General features: G+C 36.2%; 18 protein-coding genes. 9 read left to right on the forward strand and 9 right to left on the reverse strand.

Annotated elements, in window-relative coordinates; all coding sequences use genetic code 11:
- Positions 1-5: 5 nt before the first annotated feature.
- From H560_RS0103975 to serS, 8 genes are all read left to right on the forward strand, one after another.
- Positions 6-629 (forward strand): hypothetical protein, encoded by a 624-nt coding sequence (locus H560_RS0103975; protein ID WP_155844953.1) that lies wholly within the window; start codon positions 6-8, stop codon positions 627-629.
- On the forward strand, positions 619-1,398 hold the full coding sequence (locus H560_RS0103980) for a (Fe-S)-binding protein (protein ID WP_034752167.1): 780 nt from the start codon (positions 619-621) through the stop codon (positions 1,396-1,398). The genes H560_RS0103975 and H560_RS0103980 overlap by 11 nt, the downstream gene beginning before the upstream one ends.
- A gap of 30 nt (positions 1,399-1,428) precedes the next feature.
- Positions 1,429-2,568: a hypothetical protein gene (locus H560_RS0103985; protein WP_027378839.1), complete on the forward strand. Its 1,140-nt coding sequence runs from the start codon at positions 1,429-1,431 to the stop codon at positions 2,566-2,568.
- 24 nt (positions 2,569-2,592) lie between these two features.
- Complete coding sequence (locus tag H560_RS0103990) at positions 2,593-3,081, forward strand: hypothetical protein (protein ID WP_027378840.1); 489 nt, start codon at positions 2,593-2,595, stop codon at positions 3,079-3,081.
- Between the two features lie 98 nt (positions 3,082-3,179).
- On the forward strand, positions 3,180-4,310 hold the full coding sequence (locus H560_RS0103995; RefSeq protein ID WP_027378841.1) for a glycosyltransferase: 1,131 nt from the start codon (positions 3,180-3,182) through the stop codon (positions 4,308-4,310).
- Position 4,311: 1 nt separating this feature from the next.
- On the forward strand, positions 4,312-5,565 hold the full coding sequence (locus H560_RS0104000; protein WP_027378842.1) for an MATE family efflux transporter: 1,254 nt from the start codon (positions 4,312-4,314) through the stop codon (positions 5,563-5,565).
- Between the two features lie 59 nt (positions 5,566-5,624).
- Positions 5,625-6,131, forward strand: a complete 507-nt coding sequence (locus H560_RS0104005; protein ID WP_027378843.1) for a hypothetical protein — start codon at positions 5,625-5,627, stop codon at positions 6,129-6,131.
- A gap of 65 nt (positions 6,132-6,196) precedes the next feature.
- On the forward strand, positions 6,197-7,465 hold the full coding sequence (gene serS / locus H560_RS0104010; RefSeq protein WP_027378844.1) for a serine--tRNA ligase: 1,269 nt from the start codon (positions 6,197-6,199) through the stop codon (positions 7,463-7,465).
- Positions 7,466-7,520: 55 nt separating this feature from the next.
- Here the strand turns inward: serS and H560_RS0104015 are convergent, their stop codons facing one another.
- From H560_RS0104015 to H560_RS0104055, 9 genes are all read right to left on the reverse strand, one after another.
- Complete coding sequence (locus tag H560_RS0104015; protein WP_027378845.1) at positions 7,521-8,273, reverse strand: hypothetical protein; 753 nt, start codon at positions 8,271-8,273, stop codon at positions 7,521-7,523.
- A gap of 15 nt (positions 8,274-8,288) precedes the next feature.
- Positions 8,289-9,053, reverse strand: a complete 765-nt coding sequence (locus tag H560_RS0104020) for a sulfite exporter TauE/SafE family protein (protein WP_027378846.1) — start codon at positions 9,051-9,053, stop codon at positions 8,289-8,291.
- Positions 9,044-9,496, reverse strand: a complete 453-nt coding sequence (locus tag H560_RS0104025) for a FixH family protein (RefSeq protein WP_027378847.1) — start codon at positions 9,494-9,496, stop codon at positions 9,044-9,046. Before H560_RS0104025 ends, H560_RS0104020 begins: the two co-directional genes overlap by 10 nt.
- A gap of 9 nt (positions 9,497-9,505) precedes the next feature.
- Complete coding sequence (gene ccoG, locus H560_RS0104030) at positions 9,506-10,960, reverse strand: cytochrome c oxidase accessory protein CcoG (RefSeq protein WP_034752169.1); 1,455 nt, start codon at positions 10,958-10,960, stop codon at positions 9,506-9,508.
- A 102-nt stretch (positions 10,961-11,062) separates the two neighbouring features.
- On the reverse strand, positions 11,063-11,944 hold the full coding sequence (locus tag H560_RS0104035; RefSeq protein ID WP_027378849.1) for a cbb3-type cytochrome c oxidase N-terminal domain-containing protein: 882 nt from the start codon (positions 11,942-11,944) through the stop codon (positions 11,063-11,065).
- Between the two features lie 10 nt (positions 11,945-11,954).
- Positions 11,955-12,158: a cbb3-type cytochrome oxidase subunit 3 gene (locus H560_RS0104040; protein WP_027378850.1), complete on the reverse strand. Its 204-nt coding sequence runs from the start codon at positions 12,156-12,158 to the stop codon at positions 11,955-11,957.
- Positions 12,159-12,179: 21 nt separating this feature from the next.
- Positions 12,180-14,441, reverse strand: coding sequence for a cytochrome-c oxidase, cbb3-type subunit I (gene ccoN / locus H560_RS0104045; protein ID WP_027378851.1), 2,262 nt, complete (start codon positions 14,439-14,441; stop codon positions 12,180-12,182).
- 5 nt (positions 14,442-14,446) lie between these two features.
- Complete coding sequence (ccoS, locus tag H560_RS0104050) at positions 14,447-14,671, reverse strand: cbb3-type cytochrome oxidase assembly protein CcoS (protein ID WP_027378852.1); 225 nt, start codon at positions 14,669-14,671, stop codon at positions 14,447-14,449.
- A gap of 109 nt (positions 14,672-14,780) precedes the next feature.
- Positions 14,781-17,156 (reverse strand): heavy metal translocating P-type ATPase, encoded by a 2,376-nt coding sequence (locus H560_RS0104055; protein ID WP_027378853.1) that lies wholly within the window; start codon positions 17,154-17,156, stop codon positions 14,781-14,783.
- A gap of 89 nt (positions 17,157-17,245) precedes the next feature.
- Between H560_RS0104055 and H560_RS0104060 the strand changes: the two genes are divergently transcribed.
- Positions 17,246-17,959: a Crp/Fnr family transcriptional regulator gene (locus tag H560_RS0104060; protein ID WP_027378854.1), complete on the forward strand. Its 714-nt coding sequence runs from the start codon at positions 17,246-17,248 to the stop codon at positions 17,957-17,959.
- The last annotated feature ends 13 nt before the right edge of the window (positions 17,960-17,972 follow it).

The following is a 17,972-nucleotide window of genomic DNA, read 5'->3' on the forward strand; positions in this document are numbered from 1 at the left end:
CCATTATGAAAAACATACTTGCAGTTTTTTTGTTGATGTGTGTATCATTGCTGATGGCACAGACTTCAGATCAGAAAAAAATTCTTGAAGATTCCAATTCATTCATGTCTTTATTAAAGAATAAGAACTACGATGGAATTATGGATCTTACTCATCCTGCGCTTTTTGACAAGGTAAATAAACAGGATTTAATTAATGCTTTTAAGTCAATGCTGGAAGGGGATGAAGAGTTTAAAATGGATATTGCTGATATCAATCCTGCTGCATTTAAAGTTTCTGAAGTTTATAATACAAAAGAAAAAGGGAAGTATGCTTTTGTTACCTACCCGATGAATATGAAAATGTCTTTTCTGAAAGAAAAGTTTGATGATGAAAAGAAGAAAATGATGACGAATATGATGGAGCTTCAGGGTATGAAATCAAAGTTTGTAGATGACAGTACTTTGGAACTAAGCAAAGAGAGTATGATCATTGCGGTTAATGATAAGTCTACAGGGAATATCTGGAAATATATCAATTATGATGAGGCCAATCCTTTGTTCATATCAATTGTTTCAGCAGAGGTCATGAAAACGGCTAAAGAATATTATGCTGATTTTTTAATTAAACAGAAAGAAAATGCAAATTAAAACAATGGCAGAATATGCTGCCGAAGGAAAATCACCTGAAGTTTTGTTTTGGGTTGGCTGTGCGGGAAGTTTTGATGACCGCGCCAAAAAGATTACGAAAGCATTTTGCAAAATATTAAATAAAATAGGGGTAGAATTTGCTGTTCTGGGACAGGAAGAAAGCTGTACGGGAGATCCTGCAAAACGCGCCGGAAATGAGTTCGTTTTCCAGATGATGGCCTTAACGAACATTGAAGTTCTGAACGCTTATGAAGTAAAAAAGATTGTAACGGCCTGCCCACACTGTTTTAATACTCTTAAAAACGAATATCCGAGCCTTGGAGGGAATTTTGAAGTAATTCATCATACACAGTTCCTTAAAAAACTGATGGAGGAAGGACGTTTGAAAATTGAAGGTGGAGCCTTCAAAGGAAAAAAGATTACTTTCCATGATCCATGTTATCTTGGAAGGGCAAATGACGAATATGAAGCTCCAAGAGTTCTGCTGGAAAAGCTGGATGCCGAGCTTGTAGAAATGAAACGCTGCAAAACAAACGGTCTTTGCTGTGGAGCAGGAGGTGCCCAAATGTTTAAAGAACCGGAAAAAGGAAATAAAGACATCAATATAGAAAGAACGGAAGAAGCATTGTCCTTTGAGCCAAAAGTAATTGCTACGGGTTGCCCGTTCTGCAATACGATGCTTACCGATGGTGTCAAACATTTTAATAAAAATACAGAAGTAGCTGTAAAAGATATCGTGGAACTTCTTGCTGAAGCGGAAGATTTATAATTTATAAGACGATCAACCGAATTGGTATCCATGAAAGCACAATGGAGGGTTTCCTTTTTTTTTATAGTAACAGCTATTGCGATTCTCAGCTTTTGGAACTATAAAAACAGGGTGTACGATTGGGATATGCCTGGCTACATTGGCTGTTTATATAATTTAAAATTTCCTGATTCTCCAGATAAAATCCGGGTACTTACTTATCAGGAGATTAAAAAAGATGCACCTGAGACGGAGTACAGAGATATTTTAGGGACACTCCCGGTACAGGATAAAATAAGGCAGTCTTTTGCGACCAATACCCAATCTTTCATGGAGCAACTTCCTTATTTTCAGATTAAAGTGGGCTATAATCTGGCAATTCTTGTCATGTATGAATTAGGATTCTCATCACCGGATTCAGTTATCGTTTTGAGTGCCATTTCTTATTTTTTTTCAGGATTGCTGTTGTTTTTTGCTTTAAAAATTATTTTCCCTGAAAATTACCTGCTTACAAGCTTTTTAACGGTAGGAATAATGGTTTTGCCGCCTATGACTTATATGTCACGAGTGGCCACACCTGATATGTTTATCTTCCAGTTTTTATTGATTTTCATGATTGGGTTCCTTAAAAATTGGGGTAAATGGATCATGTTCATCATTCTTTTTGCTATTACTTTTACAAGACCGGATTATGTACCCTTTACCTTAAGTTATTTAGCGGTTCTGTTTGTTTACGGATATTTTAAAAATAAAAAATTAGATTTGACTCTTGTCATTCAAGGAGTCATTATTTTACTTTTATATTTTACGATTATTAAGCTTTTTAATTATCCGGGATGGAAACATCTGTTTTATGACACTTTCATACAAAGACGTGCATTCATTTCGGGTCCTCCGCCAAACTTTAGTATGAAAGAATATTTAGATATACTTTTTATTAAGATTATTTATTTCAAAAAAGTTACCCTGACGGCTGTCGGACTTTTAGGATTAACATTTTATTTTTCAAAAGACTCATGGATAAGAACCTGCGCGCTTTTGATTTTCGTAAATATTTATATTAAATTTTTATTTTTTCCACATTCCGCAGGGTTAAGATTTTTCTTTGGCTTAATTATGATGCTATTAATCCTATTTTTATATGCTTTAAGTAAAAAGTATAATGGCTTTAAACTCAGGAAAATTGTGTAATTTTGAACTTTAAATGTATCAGAAATGAAGATTGAAGAATCAAATATAGTAGAAGCAAACGACTACAGAGTAATCATATATCCTGCATCAAGGCCTTTGGAAACTAAGGAAGCCAAAGCAATTACAGAAAAATTATTCGACTTTTTGTCGACTTGGGCAGCACACGGAAAACCGCTTTCATCATCTTTTAAAATTGAAAAAAATCAGTTTATCATCATCTGTGTGGATGAAGAAAAAGAAATGGCTTCCGGCTGCAGCATTGATGCGTTGGGAAAAGTGATGAGAGAAATTGATGAGGAATATCAATTGGGATTATTCGACAGAATGAAAGCGAGCTTCATCGAAAATGGAGAAGTAAAAACCATGAAGCTTATAGATTTTAAGTCAAAAGTAAGAAACGGCGAAATTTCTAAAGATATCCAGGTTTTTGATTTTTCTAAAAATACCTATCTGGAGTTTTTGGGTAACTTCCTTTTGCCCTTTGAGAGAAGCTGGGCGGCTGGAATTAAATAAATTTACAGTAAATCAATAAATAAAAGTGGAAGCAGTTCCACTTTTTTCGTTTTAAAACTATATTTGTAGAAATTCCTCTTCGGGGGAGAAAAAAGCAAATGCCTAAAATCCTTTTTTTAACTACAGCCCACAGATATGATGATGATAGAATCTTTTATCATCAGGCAAAAGCATTGAAAAATTCAGGTTGTCAGGTTAAAATTTGCAGTCTCTCATCGGATTTTCAGGGTGTTATAGACGGAATTGATGTGGAGTCTTATCCTGTTCTCGAAAAAAGCACGGAAGAGAAAACAAAAGTTTTCGAAAGAGTCTGCGATTCATTTCAACCGGATAGTATCATCTGTTCTGAGCCTTTAGCGGTAATTGCTACCAAAAACTTCAGGAAAAATAAAAAAATAAATGTTTTCTATGATATTACGGAATGGTATCCTTCAATGCGGATGGTCGAAAATTTTTCCTTTCCTTTAAATATCATTCATGCAATTAAATTTTTCCTGATTCAGTTATATGCCGGCTGGATAAGCACTCATTTTATATTTGGAGAAGAGACAAAGAAGTTTCCTTTAGCTTATTTTTTCCCGTTTAAGAAAAGAATTATTTCTTCTTATTATCCTGACGATCAATATATTTATCAGCATATAAACAAATTAAAACCGAATGCTATATCACTTTGCTACACAGGCCAGTTTTCAGAAGAAAAAGGAATTGGAAATTTTTTTGCGGCAGTTGATAACTTGAGGAGAAAAAAACCGGATTTACATATTTCTATTTTATTAATTGGAGGTGCCAGAAAAGAAAAAGATGAAAAATACTTTCAAAATCTTATTGATAAATATAAATTTGAAGATATAAGAATAGGAAGGTCAACCTCATTTGAAACCTTTACTGAGGCTTATTCAGAAGCAGATATCTGCTTTGACCTGCGTAGTTTAAATTATGAAAACCACCATTGTCTTCCCATTAAAATATTTTACTATGCTGGCTCTGGAAAGCCTGTAATTTATACAGATTTGAAAGCAACCAGGCAGCATGTGGACGTTTCAAAATTTGGATATTTGGTTGATCCTGAAAATGCTGAACAGATTTCGGAAATTATTCTTAATTATCTCATAAATCCGGAATTATATTCTCTGCACGCCCAAAATGCAAGAAAGGAATATGAAAAGAAATACAACTGGAACCTTATTAAAGATTCTTTTGTAAACTTCATCAAAAACTCAATGCCATAACATGAAGTCTGCTATTCTTAAAACCTTTGCATCCAGATTTTTAATTTTATTATTAAATTTCGGATTGGTGATTTATTCTACCAATATGTGGGGCAGCGAAGGGAAAGGGGTGATTTCCATAGTTATCGCAGACCTTACGATCATCAGTTTTTTTGCCAATGTTTTTGTAGGAAGCAGCATGAGTTATTTCGCTTCAAAGTTCAAAACGGAGGAAATTTTACCGTTTGCTTATCTATGGTCTATTGCAATCGGGCTTTTAATTCCTTTGATCTTAAGCTTAAATCATGCTTCAGAATATTCCGGATATTTGATTTTACTTTCTATTTTTTCTTCGCTTCTGGCCGCCAATGTGAATTTATTTGTAGGACAGCAGAACATTAAAATGTTTAATTTATATACTGTTTTACAGCAGTTGGTTCATATTTTATTCATTGTTGTCATTGTTTACATCATTAAAATTACTTCTGTTACTTCTTATTTTATTGCCCAGATCAGCTGTTTTTGCGTTCTTTTTTTAATCAGTTCTTCTCAGGTGCTGAGACTTTGTGATTTTAAAAATATTTCGTTTTCGAGGGAAGTTTGGAGTAAGTTATTCGATTATGGCTGGAAAACACAATTGAGTGGTTTTTTACAGTTCTTAAATAACAGACTGTCATTCTATTTTCTTGAATATTTTAAAGGAATTGTAAGTGTAGGTATTTTCTCCATCGGGGTTGCGTTTTCAGAAGCAGTCTGGACTGTGAGCCGTAGTCTCTCAGTTGTACTTTACGCGGATGTGGTAAATAATAAAAACACAAATGAAGCTATTGAGAAAACAAAGGTTTCTTTGAGAATCAGCTTTTTGATCACCTTATTATTTATCATCATTATGCTGCTGATGCCTTCACAGGTATATTCCATGATTTTCGGAAAAGATTTTAGCCAGACAAAAGAAATTGTATTGCTTCTTTCGCCGGGAATTCTGGCGATAGCAACAAGCAATATTGTTGGGTATTATTTTGCAGGAATCAATAAATTGAGGATTTTAAATGTAAAGTCAATGATAGGGCTTGTTTTCACCGTAATTTCTTCTTTTTATATTATTCCGAGATGGGGAATCCCGGGGGCATGTGTAATTACTTCTGTTTCCTATATTCTGTCTTCTGCATTGCTTTTCTGGAGGTTTTATAAGATAACAGATTTTCATATCCGGGATTTTATCCTTTCAAAGTCTGAGATTAGAATTCTTTTCAATAAAATAATAAAGAAAAATTAAGACTAAACCTTTAAGCTTTAGATAAAAGAATTTAAAATAAGTTTTTATCTTTGTTGGACATGAAGAATATTGTTTTTGGATTTCTGGTAATTTTTTGTGCCTTTCTCAGCTGCAGAACGGGTGAGGATGAAGATTTGCAGAAAATTGATCAGATCTTGAATATTTATATGAAAAACAGTGCGGGGAGAGATCTTTTCCATAAAAAAAAGGATACTACTTATTTTACTTATTCCATGAATGATGTAAATGGCACCTCAGACAATGCGCCTGTAAGCAGCTCTCTAAAAGCTACGGCAGACTCCACGCTTTTTATTGAATACATTGCAGGAGCCAAAAGAGTAGGACTGGACACACTGGATCCAAACAATAAAACGTATCACTCGGTCATTACGGTTTCAATGATTAAAAGACTGAATAATACTATTCTGGACACCATCAATGATGAGCTGGAAATCCAGTATCGCTGGACCCCAACAGTTTTTGAAGTCTCGAAAGTGTATTATAATGATACGCTGAGATTTACTAAAGAGCCAGGTGCATCAAACGTAGTTACGATCATAAAATAATTTATACATTTGCAAAACTGTTGACATTTGATGCTCAACATTCTAATAACTAACATCTAAATAAAATGTTACAAGTCAATTTTTTGCGCGACAATAAAGAGCGCGTTTTAGAAGGTCTTAAGAAAAGACAATTCAAGAATCTTGGGTTGGTAGACGAGGCTATTGCTACTGACGAACAAAGAAAAAAAATTCAGTTTGAATTGGATTCCCAGCTTTCCGAGATCAATAAAATCTCGAAAGAAATAGGAATGCTGATGAAAGAAGGAAAAAAAGAAGAAGCAGAATCCGCAAAATCTAAAACAGCACAATATAAAGAGTCGAGTAAAGAATTACAATCTCAATTAGACCTAAAAGAAAAGGAATTACTGGATATTTTATACAAGCTTCCTAACATCCCGAATGAATTGGTAAAAAACGGTGCATCTGCTGATGATAATGAAATTATTTATCAGTCCCATGATGTGGCAGGTCTTGGCGAAGGGGCAATTCCTCACTGGGAGTTGGCAAAAAAATACAACCTTATCGATTTTGAACTGGGTGTAAAAATTGCCGGTGCCGGTTTTCCGGTTTATCTTGGAAAAGGAGCAAGGTTACAGAGAGCGCTGGTTCAGTATTTTCTAGATAAAAATGTTGAAAAAGGGTACATGGAAGTGAATCCTCCTCACGTTGTAAATGAAGCTTCAGGTTATGGAACGGGACAATTGCCGGATAAAGAAGGCCAGATGTATTACATTCAGGCTGATGATCTTTATTTGATTCCCACTGCGGAAGTTCCGGTAACGAATCTTTACCGCGATGTTTTATTTGATGAAAAGGATCTTCCGGTTAAAAATACGGCTTTTTCCCAATGTTACAGAAGAGAAGCGGGAAGCTACGGAGCTCATGTAAGAGGTCTGAACCGTCTTCACCAGTTTGAAAAAGTAGAAATCGTAAGAATCGAGAAGCCTGAAAATTCTTACGCAGTTTTGGAAGAAATGGTAGAGCATATCAAAGAAATTTTAACTGATCTTGAATTGCCTTACCGCGTATTAAGGCTTTGTGGTGGAGATACTGGTTTTGCATCTGCCATGACGTATGATTTTGAGGTGTGGAGCGCAGCCCAGGAAATGTGGCTTGAAGTAAGCTCTGTTTCTAATTTTGAAACCTTCCAGGCAAACAGATTGAAATGCCGTTACAAGGCGGACGGAAAATCTCAGTTAGTTCACACACTAAACGGTTCTGCAATGGCTTTGCCAAGAATTATGGCTGCTTTATTGGAAAATAATCAGACAGCACAAGGGATAAAGCTTCCGAAGAAGATTGCTGAATATGCGAGATTTGATTTGATTAATTAAAATTGAATTATTTTAGATAAATAAAAACCCTCTGGAATTGGAGGGTTTTGTTGTTTTATTCTGTAATTACGGTAATTTTCTTGTCAGCGTTTTTCAAAGGTTTTTTATCCTTTTCTTCGCCGAAGAGATAATCCAGGTCGTAATTTATTTTCGAATAATCATCTGCTTTTGTGATCCAGTCGTGCTTTCCTGAAATGGATTTTATTTTATTTTCAAATTTTAATGTAGTTCCGATTTCTTTATACATCATTTTCAGAGTGCTCAAAGAGGTTTCGGAAACTTGTCCTGAAACACCTTTTGTGGCAAGAATATCTTTAACGCCGTCCAGACTAAGTTTTTCGGTGTCTATAATTAAGGTTTTCCCGTCCCATGAGTTCATTGCCATCTGATCGATGGGCAGTTTTTCGTCTCTTGACATCGCACCCACGGTTTTGTAATCCTCTTTGGTAAAATGATCCATTTTCATAGAAATTCCTGCAAGCTCGTCTTTATCAAAATTTGACTTCATAAAGATTTTTTTCATGATTTTGATGGAATCCGGATTGGTGGTTTTAAGCTTGCCTTCTTGCTTTTCCCATTCATAAAGACTGGTCCATGTTCTCGGCATCTTTTCAAGCTCGTCAAAGCCTTTTTCATCTGTTTTTGCAGAGTCCGGGATCATGGATTTCATCATCGTCATAGCTTCTTTCATATCAATATTAGTAATAGTAGTAGAAGCCGAATCTTTATGATAAGTAATTTCCGAATTTACGGAACACGACTGCAAAATAAAAATGCTGATGATTAATAAAAATAAAATCTTTTTCATGGTATGTTCTATTAGTTAATGACAATTGGTGCTATGGCTGTGTGTGCTGTGATCTCCGGGAAGATGGCATTGGCCATTGTTATCTTTGGAGACAGTCATTGCTTCTGCTCTTGGCGAAATATAAGGAATTCCGAGTTCAAGGCCCCTCACAATAAATAATCCTCCTAAAATGATCATTACTACAGGAATTACTTTCAGTACTTTTACCCTGAAAGCCTGATTCATAAGGTTTCCGAGCAAAACTATCGCAAACATGAATGGAAGTGTTCCCAACCCAAATAAAGCCATATATAAAGCCCCCTGCCAGATTCCTCCGCTTGCAAGGCTTGCCGTTAGAGCCATATAAACCATTCCGCAGGGTAGGAAGCCATTCAGTAAACCTGTGGTAAATCTTGAGCGGTAATCTGCTTTTTGTAAAAGCCTGCCCAAATTTGACTTAACTTTAAATAAAAATTTAGAAAAGAAAGGGATTTTTGAAACAAAATCTTTTCCTCCAAATGAAGATACGGCCATTATGATGAGCAAAACTCCCACAGCAATGGTAAGATATTTCTGAAAACCAGCCATTTCAAAACCTTCACCGATGATTCCTAAAACAGCTCCCAAAAGCGAATACGTAAAGATCCTTCCGAATTGATAGGTAAGGTTCTGAAGGTAATAATTGGTGGCCTGCTTCTTTGTTAATCCCATCGACAGGGCAATAGGCCCGCACATCCCGATACAGTGGAATCCGGAAGCGAAACCTAAACCAATGGCTGATACAATAAGTGCTATTTCCATATCACATCATAATCCATTCTGTAGTCTGTTTTGTCTCTGGTCCAAGTGAGTCTCAACGTATAGTTACCCATTTTTAAAACCTGGGCAGGAATTAGAAAAGATTTATTGGCATCAAGCTGCACAGATTTATGTATATCAAGGTTCTGATCGTCGGTTCTGTTTAAAACAAATTTTACCGTAGTATTGGAATTGTCGTAATCTTTCGGGAAAGTTATCTTAATTCCTGCTTTATCCTGGCTGTATGCTGGTTTTTCCTGCAGCTCGTCAGCTCTTTTTTTAGCATCAATTACATCCTGGTATTTTAATTCTTCTTCATAATAATTATCTGTTACCATTTCTGAGTTTTTTTGCCCGTTCGGGAAAAGAAACAGCATGGATAGTATAAAAATAATGAATGCAAATAATGCAATTACAACACCGTGTCCCCAACTAAAGTTTTTCATTTTTCTGAATTAAAATTGTAATTTAAATGGTCCTTCAAAATAAGTCTGGTAAGAATCCACCAGTTTTCCCTTCATATCATAAACCCCGATGGTAATATTTTGTTTGGAAAGATTCATTTCACTTTCCGGGAAGCTGATATTGATGGTTCCTTTTGTGATCTTGTCTCTTTCTACAGGGATTTTGCTGGATGCACTGTAGATTACTTCACCATGCTTAGGCTCAATTACTTTAATGGTTACAATCTTTTTATCGTTCGTTTTATTCAGGAAGGTATAATTGTAGGTATTGGTGATCTTACCGTCTCTTACAAAGAATGTGCTTCCTGCAGGCTTGATGAATTTTGCTTCCATTTCGCCTCTGTTATAAAGAAGATATCCAAGGAATCCTACTAAAAGTACCAGGAATAAGGCAAAACCTTTCATTCTTCCCGTAAATTTGAAGTCTGTTTCTTTTTCAATCTCATTTTCAGATGCATATCTGATCAGCCCTTTCGGAAGACCCACTTTTTCCATTACTTCGTCACAGGCGTCAATACAGGCTGTACAGTTTACACATTCCAGCTGCTGTCCATCCCTAATATCAATTCCGGTAGGGCATACTACTACGCACTGGTGGCAATCGATACAGTCTCCTTTTCCTGCTGCTTTCCTGTCTTCGCCTTTTCTCCATTTTGCTCTGTTTTCCCCTCTTTTAAAATCGTAAAAAACATTGATAGTATCTTTATCAATCAAAACTCCCTGCAATCTTCCGTAAGGACATACCAACGTGCAAACCTGTTCTCTGAACCATGCGAATACGAAATAAAACGCTGCAGTAAAAAGAACCATTACAATAAAATTGGTGGGATGCGCAAAAGGCCCTTCAGAGATAATCCTGAAAATCTCCTTATACCCTACGATATACATCAGCATAAAGTGGGTAATAATTAATGAAATAATGACGTAAATTGTCCATTTCAGACCTCTTTTCCAGATTTTTTCGCTGTTCCACTCCTGTCTGTCGAGCTTCATTTGCTTGTTTCTGTCTCCTTCAATAGCATACTCTATTTTACGGAAAATCATTTCAAGGAAAATTGTCTGAGGACAAATCCATCCGCAGAAAATTCTACCGAAAGCAATCGTAAACACAATAATAAATATCAAAGAAGCAATAGCTCCAAGGGTAAGGATGAAAAAATCCTGTGGATAGAAGGGTTGCCCGAAAATGAAAAACTCTCTGTCTATCACATTAAATAATATTAATGGATTGCCATTGATCGTGATGAATGGCATCGCAAAATAAATGATTAGTAAAATATAGCTTACAAGATATCTATAGTTGGTATATCTGCCTTTTGGCTTTCTTGGATATACCCATTTCCGTTTACCGGATTGATCCATTGTCCCTATAGAATCTCTGTAAGTCTCAGGGTCCAGAACCTGTCCCTGTCCGCCTCGTACTTCTGTTTCTTCTATTTCTGACATTTTTAGTAAGTATTTAAAAAAAGAAAAACATAATTCGTTACTATTTTTTTTCTAATAACAAATTATGTTTTTCATATGGTTTTTAATTTTATTTAAAATTAATTATTCTTTTTCCCAATGCGCTTCGGTTCCCTGAGGGGCAGCACCACCTTTATCTTGTGTTACCGGAGGAAGTTCCTGGTTAATGTGGTATACATACGCTGCAATTTTTTCAATTTCAGCACCGGAAACCTCGCCGTTTTTCCCGAATGGTCTCATCGCAGGGTTGGTAGGAGAACCATTCCAGTCCATGTGGAAAACAGTCTTAAATAATGTTTTCTCCGGCTGGTTGATCCAGTAGTTATCAGTAAGGTTTGGCCCGATACCACCGCTACCGTCTTCCTTGTGACAAGATGCACAGTTTGTTTTAAATAATTCTTTTCCTTCTGCAATGTTGTCAGCTGAATATTTTGCTGTTTCAATTGTTACAGGCGGCTGAGATTTCTGGTACTCTTCAATGCTCGCCAGCTGCTCCTTATATTCCTGCTCATATTCGCTCAAAGGATGCGCGAAATCTGTGAAAGAATAGGCTGCAACATAAACAATACAAAAAGCGGTCCCAAAATAAAATAATCCTACCCACCATTTTGGTAATGCATTATCAAGCTCCATAATTCCATCGAAACCATGGTCGATAAGGATATCTTTTTCTTCAGCTGCAGATTGTTTTTTGAATGCAGCGTTATATAATCTTTTAAAGTAAGGAACTTTTTTCTCAGCCAGATAAGCTGCTTTTTCTTCCGGAGATAATTTTTTGAATTTATTATTTTCAATCAAATCCCCGATGGCACTGTGGATATATGCTAAAATACCAGCAATTACTACAGTTCCCCAGAAATATGGTGATCCTAAGAAAGCATAACTTTGTACAAACAGATAATAAAAAACTATTAAAAGTCCAATTATTATTAAAATGTTTACAACAACCGGTGTTCTTTGTTTCATAATAAGTAGTTTAATTTTTTAAATTAAAATCGTCATCATTTTCGTCATCCTGCAGAGGTGCTTCCTCTTCTTCCTTGTAATATTTTTTAGGTCTGCTAAAAACATAGATTACTAAAGCCACGAAGAAAAACATAAAGAAAATCAGAGCCAACGTCTGGTAAAAGCCAGCATTTTCTGTATTGGATAATATATCTTTAAAGTTCTGAGGTATCATGATGTGAACCTTTTAATGTTTTTAGTTGTTACTTGCTGTTTTTATTTCTGTTGTTTTGATATCGGTTCCTAATCTTTGCAGATAAGAGATAAGAGCTACAATTTCTTTTTTCTCAAGTTCTCCTTTAGGTCTCTTAGCATAAGCTTCTTTAAGGTCGCTTGCTTCAGAGAAGATATCTCTTACGATTTTTGATGCCTGATTATCTGCCCATGAGTTTGCAGAATCTATTTCAGCTTTTGTATAAGGTACGTCGAATGAGTTTTTCATTAACTTCATTTTGTCTACCATTTTAGATCTGTCAAGATTATTTGCAATTAACCAAGGGTAACGCGGCATGATAGACCCTGCAGAAGTAGATCTCGGGTTATACATGTGCTTGTAATGCCAAGAGCTTGGGTTTTTACCACCTTCTCTGTGTAAATCAGGTCCTGTTCTCTTCGATCCCCAAAGGAATGGTCTGTCATAAACAAATTCTCCTGCTTTAGAATACTGTCCGTTTTTACCGTTGAATCTTGTAATCTCATCTCTGAATGGTCTTACCATCTGCGAGTGACAAGCATTACATCCTTCTCTGATATAAAGATCTCTACCTTCTAATTCCAGTGGAGAATATGGTTTTACTGCTGAAATGGTAGGTACACTTTTCTTAAGTGAAAGGGTAGGAATAATTTCCACCATACTACCGATTGAGATTGTTAATAAAGATAAGATACCTAATAACATTGGTGTTCTTTCCAGCCAAAGGTGAGTACCTTCTCCTTCTTTACGTTTCCCGCTGATATTTGCCAATGCCGGTGCTTCTGTAGGTACATTTTTCTGGAATGATCCTTTTCTTACCGTTGCAACAAGGTTGACAACCATTAAGATTGCCCCGCAAAGGTAGAAGAATCCTCCTAAGAATCTCATTTTAAAGTAAGGAATGATTGCTGTTACTGTATCCAGCCAGTTTTTCCAAACTAAAGTTCCGTCCGGGTTGAACTGCTTCCACATTAATCCTTGAGTAAATCCTGAGATATACATTGGTACTGCGTAGAAGATAATACCCAGTGTTCCCAGCCAGAAATGCCAGTTTGCCATTCTGGTAGAATATAGTTTCGTTCTCCACAGGATTGGGATCAGATAATAGATCACCCCGAATGCCATGAAACCATTCCATCCAAGTGCACCTAAGTGTACGTGACCAATAACCCAGTCTGTAAAGTGACCGATTTTATTAATGTTTTTTGTTGCCAATAAAGGACCTTCGAAAGTTGCCATACCATAGCAGGTAACTGCTACTACAAAGAACTTCAAAATAGGATTTTCTCTTACCTTATCCCAAGCTCCTCTTAATGTAAGAAGCCCGTTCAGCATTCCTCCCCAAGATGGTGCAATAAGCATGATGGAGAAACCCGTTCCCACAGCCTGAGCCCAAGCTGGTAAAGCAGTATACTGAAGGTGGTGAGGACCAGCCCAGATATATACGAAAATTAATGACCAGAAGTGAATAATAGACAGTTTATAAGAGAAAACCGGTCTGTCCGCAGCTTTTGGTAAGAAATAATACATCAAACCAAGAACCGGCGTTGTTAAGATAAATGCAACTGCATTGTGGCCATACCACCATTGTACAATAGCGTCTTTTACCCCTGCATAAGCTGAATATGATTTCCATCCTGTGAAAGATAAAGGAACCTCAAGGTTGTTGAAAATATGAAGCATTACCACCGCAATCCATGTTCCGATAAAGAACCAGATCGCTACATATAAGTGTCTTACTCTTCTCTTCGCGATAGTCAGGAACATATTCGCTCCGAAGATAACCCATGAAAATGCAATAAGAATATCAATAGGCCACTCGTGCTCAGCGTATTCTTTTGAAGTATTGATTCCCATGAAGAATGTAATATAAGCAGCGATAATCATAATTTGCCATGTCCAGAAATGGATCCAAGACAAAGTATCACTATACATTCTTGTTTTTAATAGTCTTTGTAAAGAATAATACACCCCTACAAAAACACTATTACATACGAAAGCAAAAATTACAGTCGTAGTATGCAACATCCTGATTCTACCGAATCCAAATGCACCCTGAGAATTTATAAGTCCCTGGATGTCCCCGCTTCTCAAACTCTGGATGGTAGTATCATCCGTTCCAAAGAAGAACTCTGGAAGCTCCGGATAGAAAAGCATTAATGCTGCTGTAAGCCCAAACAAAAACCCTATGATCCCGAAAACTACGGTCGCATAAAGAAATGCCCGGACAATATTGTTGTCATAACTAAACTTTTGTGTTTCCATATCAACTATTCACTTTTTTCTTCAATTTTATTATTTTCTCCTTTCTCATGATCTTCTTCTTTGTTGCCATCTTTCTCTTTTTCCTTGATTTCATCAGAGTCGAAGAGAATTCGTACAGCCGGAGATTCATCATCCTCAAACTGTCCTTTTCTGGCATACACTATAAACACGACCAGGAAAACAGCAGCCAAAGAAACGCTGCAAAGGATCATTAAATATAGAATATCCATCAGACAACAAAATTAACCTATTTTCGGGGTTCAAATTTAGTGAAAAATAATGACTTTCATCACGAAATACGGGTTTTAGCTAATTTAAAATCAGTCTAAATAAGGGCTTTTACGCCTGTTTTTTGAAATATTTTCTTCCCAGTATCCAGGTCGAAAGTGTAGTGAACGAAACCACCGTGATAGAACTTGCCGGCATAATGACTGCGGCGAAAAGCGGATGCATGTGTCCTGTAACTGCGTAACTTAAACCTACAACATTGTAAAGAAAACTGATTATAAATGTCATTTTCACAATCGTAATCGAGCCTTTGCAGACATTCAGATATTTATCCAGAGTAACTACTTTTTCTCCGTTCATAATAACATCGGAAGAAGGTGTGAAACTGTTGGTGTCATCGGCAATTGCAATCCCCACATTGCTTTGTTTTAAAGCTCCGGCATCGTTCAGGCCGTCTCCAAGCATCGCCACTTTCATTTTCTGGTCCTGAAGATTTTTGATGTAATTCAGCTTATCTTCCGGGCTTTGGTTGAAGGCCATTCCCTGATAATTCGGGATAAGTTCCTTCAATTGATTTTCCTCCGAAGAATTATCCCCGCTTAATATGAAAACTTTATAATTTGTAAGTTTTTTAAACAATTGTTTAAGGTTTTCGCGGTATTCATTTTTAAAAATGAACTTTCCTAAGAATTCATCATTTTTGCTGATGTAAACGGCTGTTTCCAGATTTTTGGATTCCTGGTCGTTGTACTTTGCGGAGCCTATTTTATACACATTTCCCCGTATGCTTGCTTCATAACCTTTTCCGGAAATTTCCTGAAAGTTCTCTACCGGAAAATAGTCGTCATTAACCTCGATGAATTCATATAAAGATTTGGAAAGCGGGTGGTTGGAGTTCTTTAATAAGGTTTTAATATTCAGTAAATCAAATTCTTTGATCTCAGAGCCTTCATATTTTATGTTTGATTTTTTCCTGTGTGTAATCGTTCCTGTTTTATCAAAAACAATCGTATCAAGCTTCGCGATTTTTTCTATCGTTAAAGTATCTTTTACATAAAATTTATTCCGTCCTAAAATCCTCATTATGTGCCCGAAAGTGAACGGCGCAGATAATGCGAGCGCGCATGGACATGCGATAATTAAAATGGCAGAAATCACCTGGAACATTTTCTCCAGATCCACTGTAGCCCAATAAATTCCGGAAATTAAAGCAATACCTAAAATAATGAATGTGAAATATTTACTGATGGTATTTGTAAGTGTGTCAAGACCCGTTTCATGCTTTTTGAATGCTTCTTTGTTCCAAAGCTGTGTAAGATAACTCTGATCCACATTTTTAATGACTTCAAGCTCTAGGGAAGATCCTATTTGTTTTCCTCCTGCAAAAATTTTATCTCCCGGCTGTTTGCTGATCGTGGCGCTTTCTCCGGTAATAAATCCGTTGTCAATATTTCCTTCTCCGTTAATCAAAATCGCATCTACCGGTATGATTTCCTGATTTCTTACCAGAATTCTGTCACCTATTTTTATTTCTGAAAGCAGGATATTTTGCTGTTTTCCTTCAAAATCAACCTTCGTTACGGCAATCGGATAGAAAGATTTGTAATCTCTGTCATAAGAAAGCGCGCTGTAGGTTCTTTTTTGAAAGATTTTACCTAAAAGCATGAAGAATAAAAGTCCGCATAACGTATCAAAATATCCCGGGCCGTAATCTGTTGCCACTTCGTACAGGCTTCGTCCAAAAAGAACGATGATTCCCAGAACAATAGGTACGTCTATATTGACAATACCATTTTTTAAACCGTACCAAGCAGATTTGTAATAATCCGAAGCCGAATAAACAACAACAGGAATAGCCAGAAGACACATCAAAGCCCTGAAAAGCCCTTTATAGTGCTCCATCCAGTAATCTTCTCCGCCAATATATTCCGGAAAGGCCAAAAACATTCCGTTTCCAAAGGCAAAAGCCGCAATGGCAAATTTTACCAGCAGAGACTTGTCCAGATTTTCAACATTTTTATCAGCAGTTTCAAGGCTGATAACAGGTTTGTATCCCAAATTCGTTAAAAAATTAGCTAATTCGCTTAATTTTAAATCGTTATGATTGAATGAGACTTGTAAGGTTTTCCTCGTAAAGTTAACCTGGGAATATTTAATATCTTTATTTAAAGTATGAAGGCTTTCTAATAGCCAGATACATGATGAACAGTGAATTACAGGAATTTTGAATGTGATTAAGCTTGTGTTTCCTTCGGAGAAATCGGTTACTTTTTCAAATATTTCAGGAGTATCAAGATATTCGAATTGTGAAGAGCTGTCATCAGGCCGGATTCCTGCTCTTTTATTAAGCTCGTAAAAATTAGTTAAGTTATTGGTATTCAGAATCTCGTAAACAGATTTGCAACCGTTGCAGCAGAAAGTCTTTTCATCAAATAAAATTCTTTCCTTTTCTATACCTTGACCACAATGAAAACAGTTCTCGCTCACCTCCATAAATTATTGAACTACAAAATTATAACAATTTTTTTTGTTTATCGAGTTAAAAAGTTCTATTTTTGTGATAAATGTCATATAAAATGTCGCAAGAACAACAGATTGCCATTGAAGAGAGGTTCGCCAGAGTTTTTAATGATAAATCATTCAAGGAAAGACTTTCTAGTGCAGATTTTGAGAAGTATATCAACGCAAAAAAAAAGCTAAGCTTTCAGAAGCATGATACCATCTTCGAGGATGGTGAAATTCCGAAAGGAGTTTACGTGATAGAAAAAGGTGCAGCTAAGCTTTCAAAATCAGGTGCTTTCGGAAAAGATCAAATTCTTAGATTTATCAAAGAAGGGGACATTATCGGATATCGTTCTTTACTTTGCGGGGAAAATTTCCAGGCAAAGGCGGAGGCTATGACAGACATTGAAGCTACTTTTTTACCGTCAGAAGTATTTATGCATCTTTTGGAAGTGGATCCTCAGCTATCTTTTGTGATGCTTCAGAAAATTTCCTACGAATTGGGAGAATCTTCCAATACCATTACCTTCCTTGCTCAGAAAACGGTAAGAGAAAGACTGGCAGAAATCCTATTGCTTCTTGAGCAAAAACTGGGTGTAGATCCTGAAGGCTTTATTAAAATCTCTTTAACCAGAGAAGAAATCGCCAACATTATCGGGACAGCTACAGAAAGTGCTATCCGTCTTATTTCCGAATTTAAAGGGGATAATCTCATAGAAGTAGACGGTAGAAATATAAAAATTCTCAACCACGACAAATTAATGAAACTAGGACACGTAGTTTTATAAAATCATACAATTT

The sequence above is a fragment of the Chryseobacterium daeguense DSM 19388 genome, assembly GCF_000430825.1.
Lineage (GTDB): Bacteria > Bacteroidota > Bacteroidia > Flavobacteriales > Weeksellaceae > Chryseobacterium > Chryseobacterium daeguense.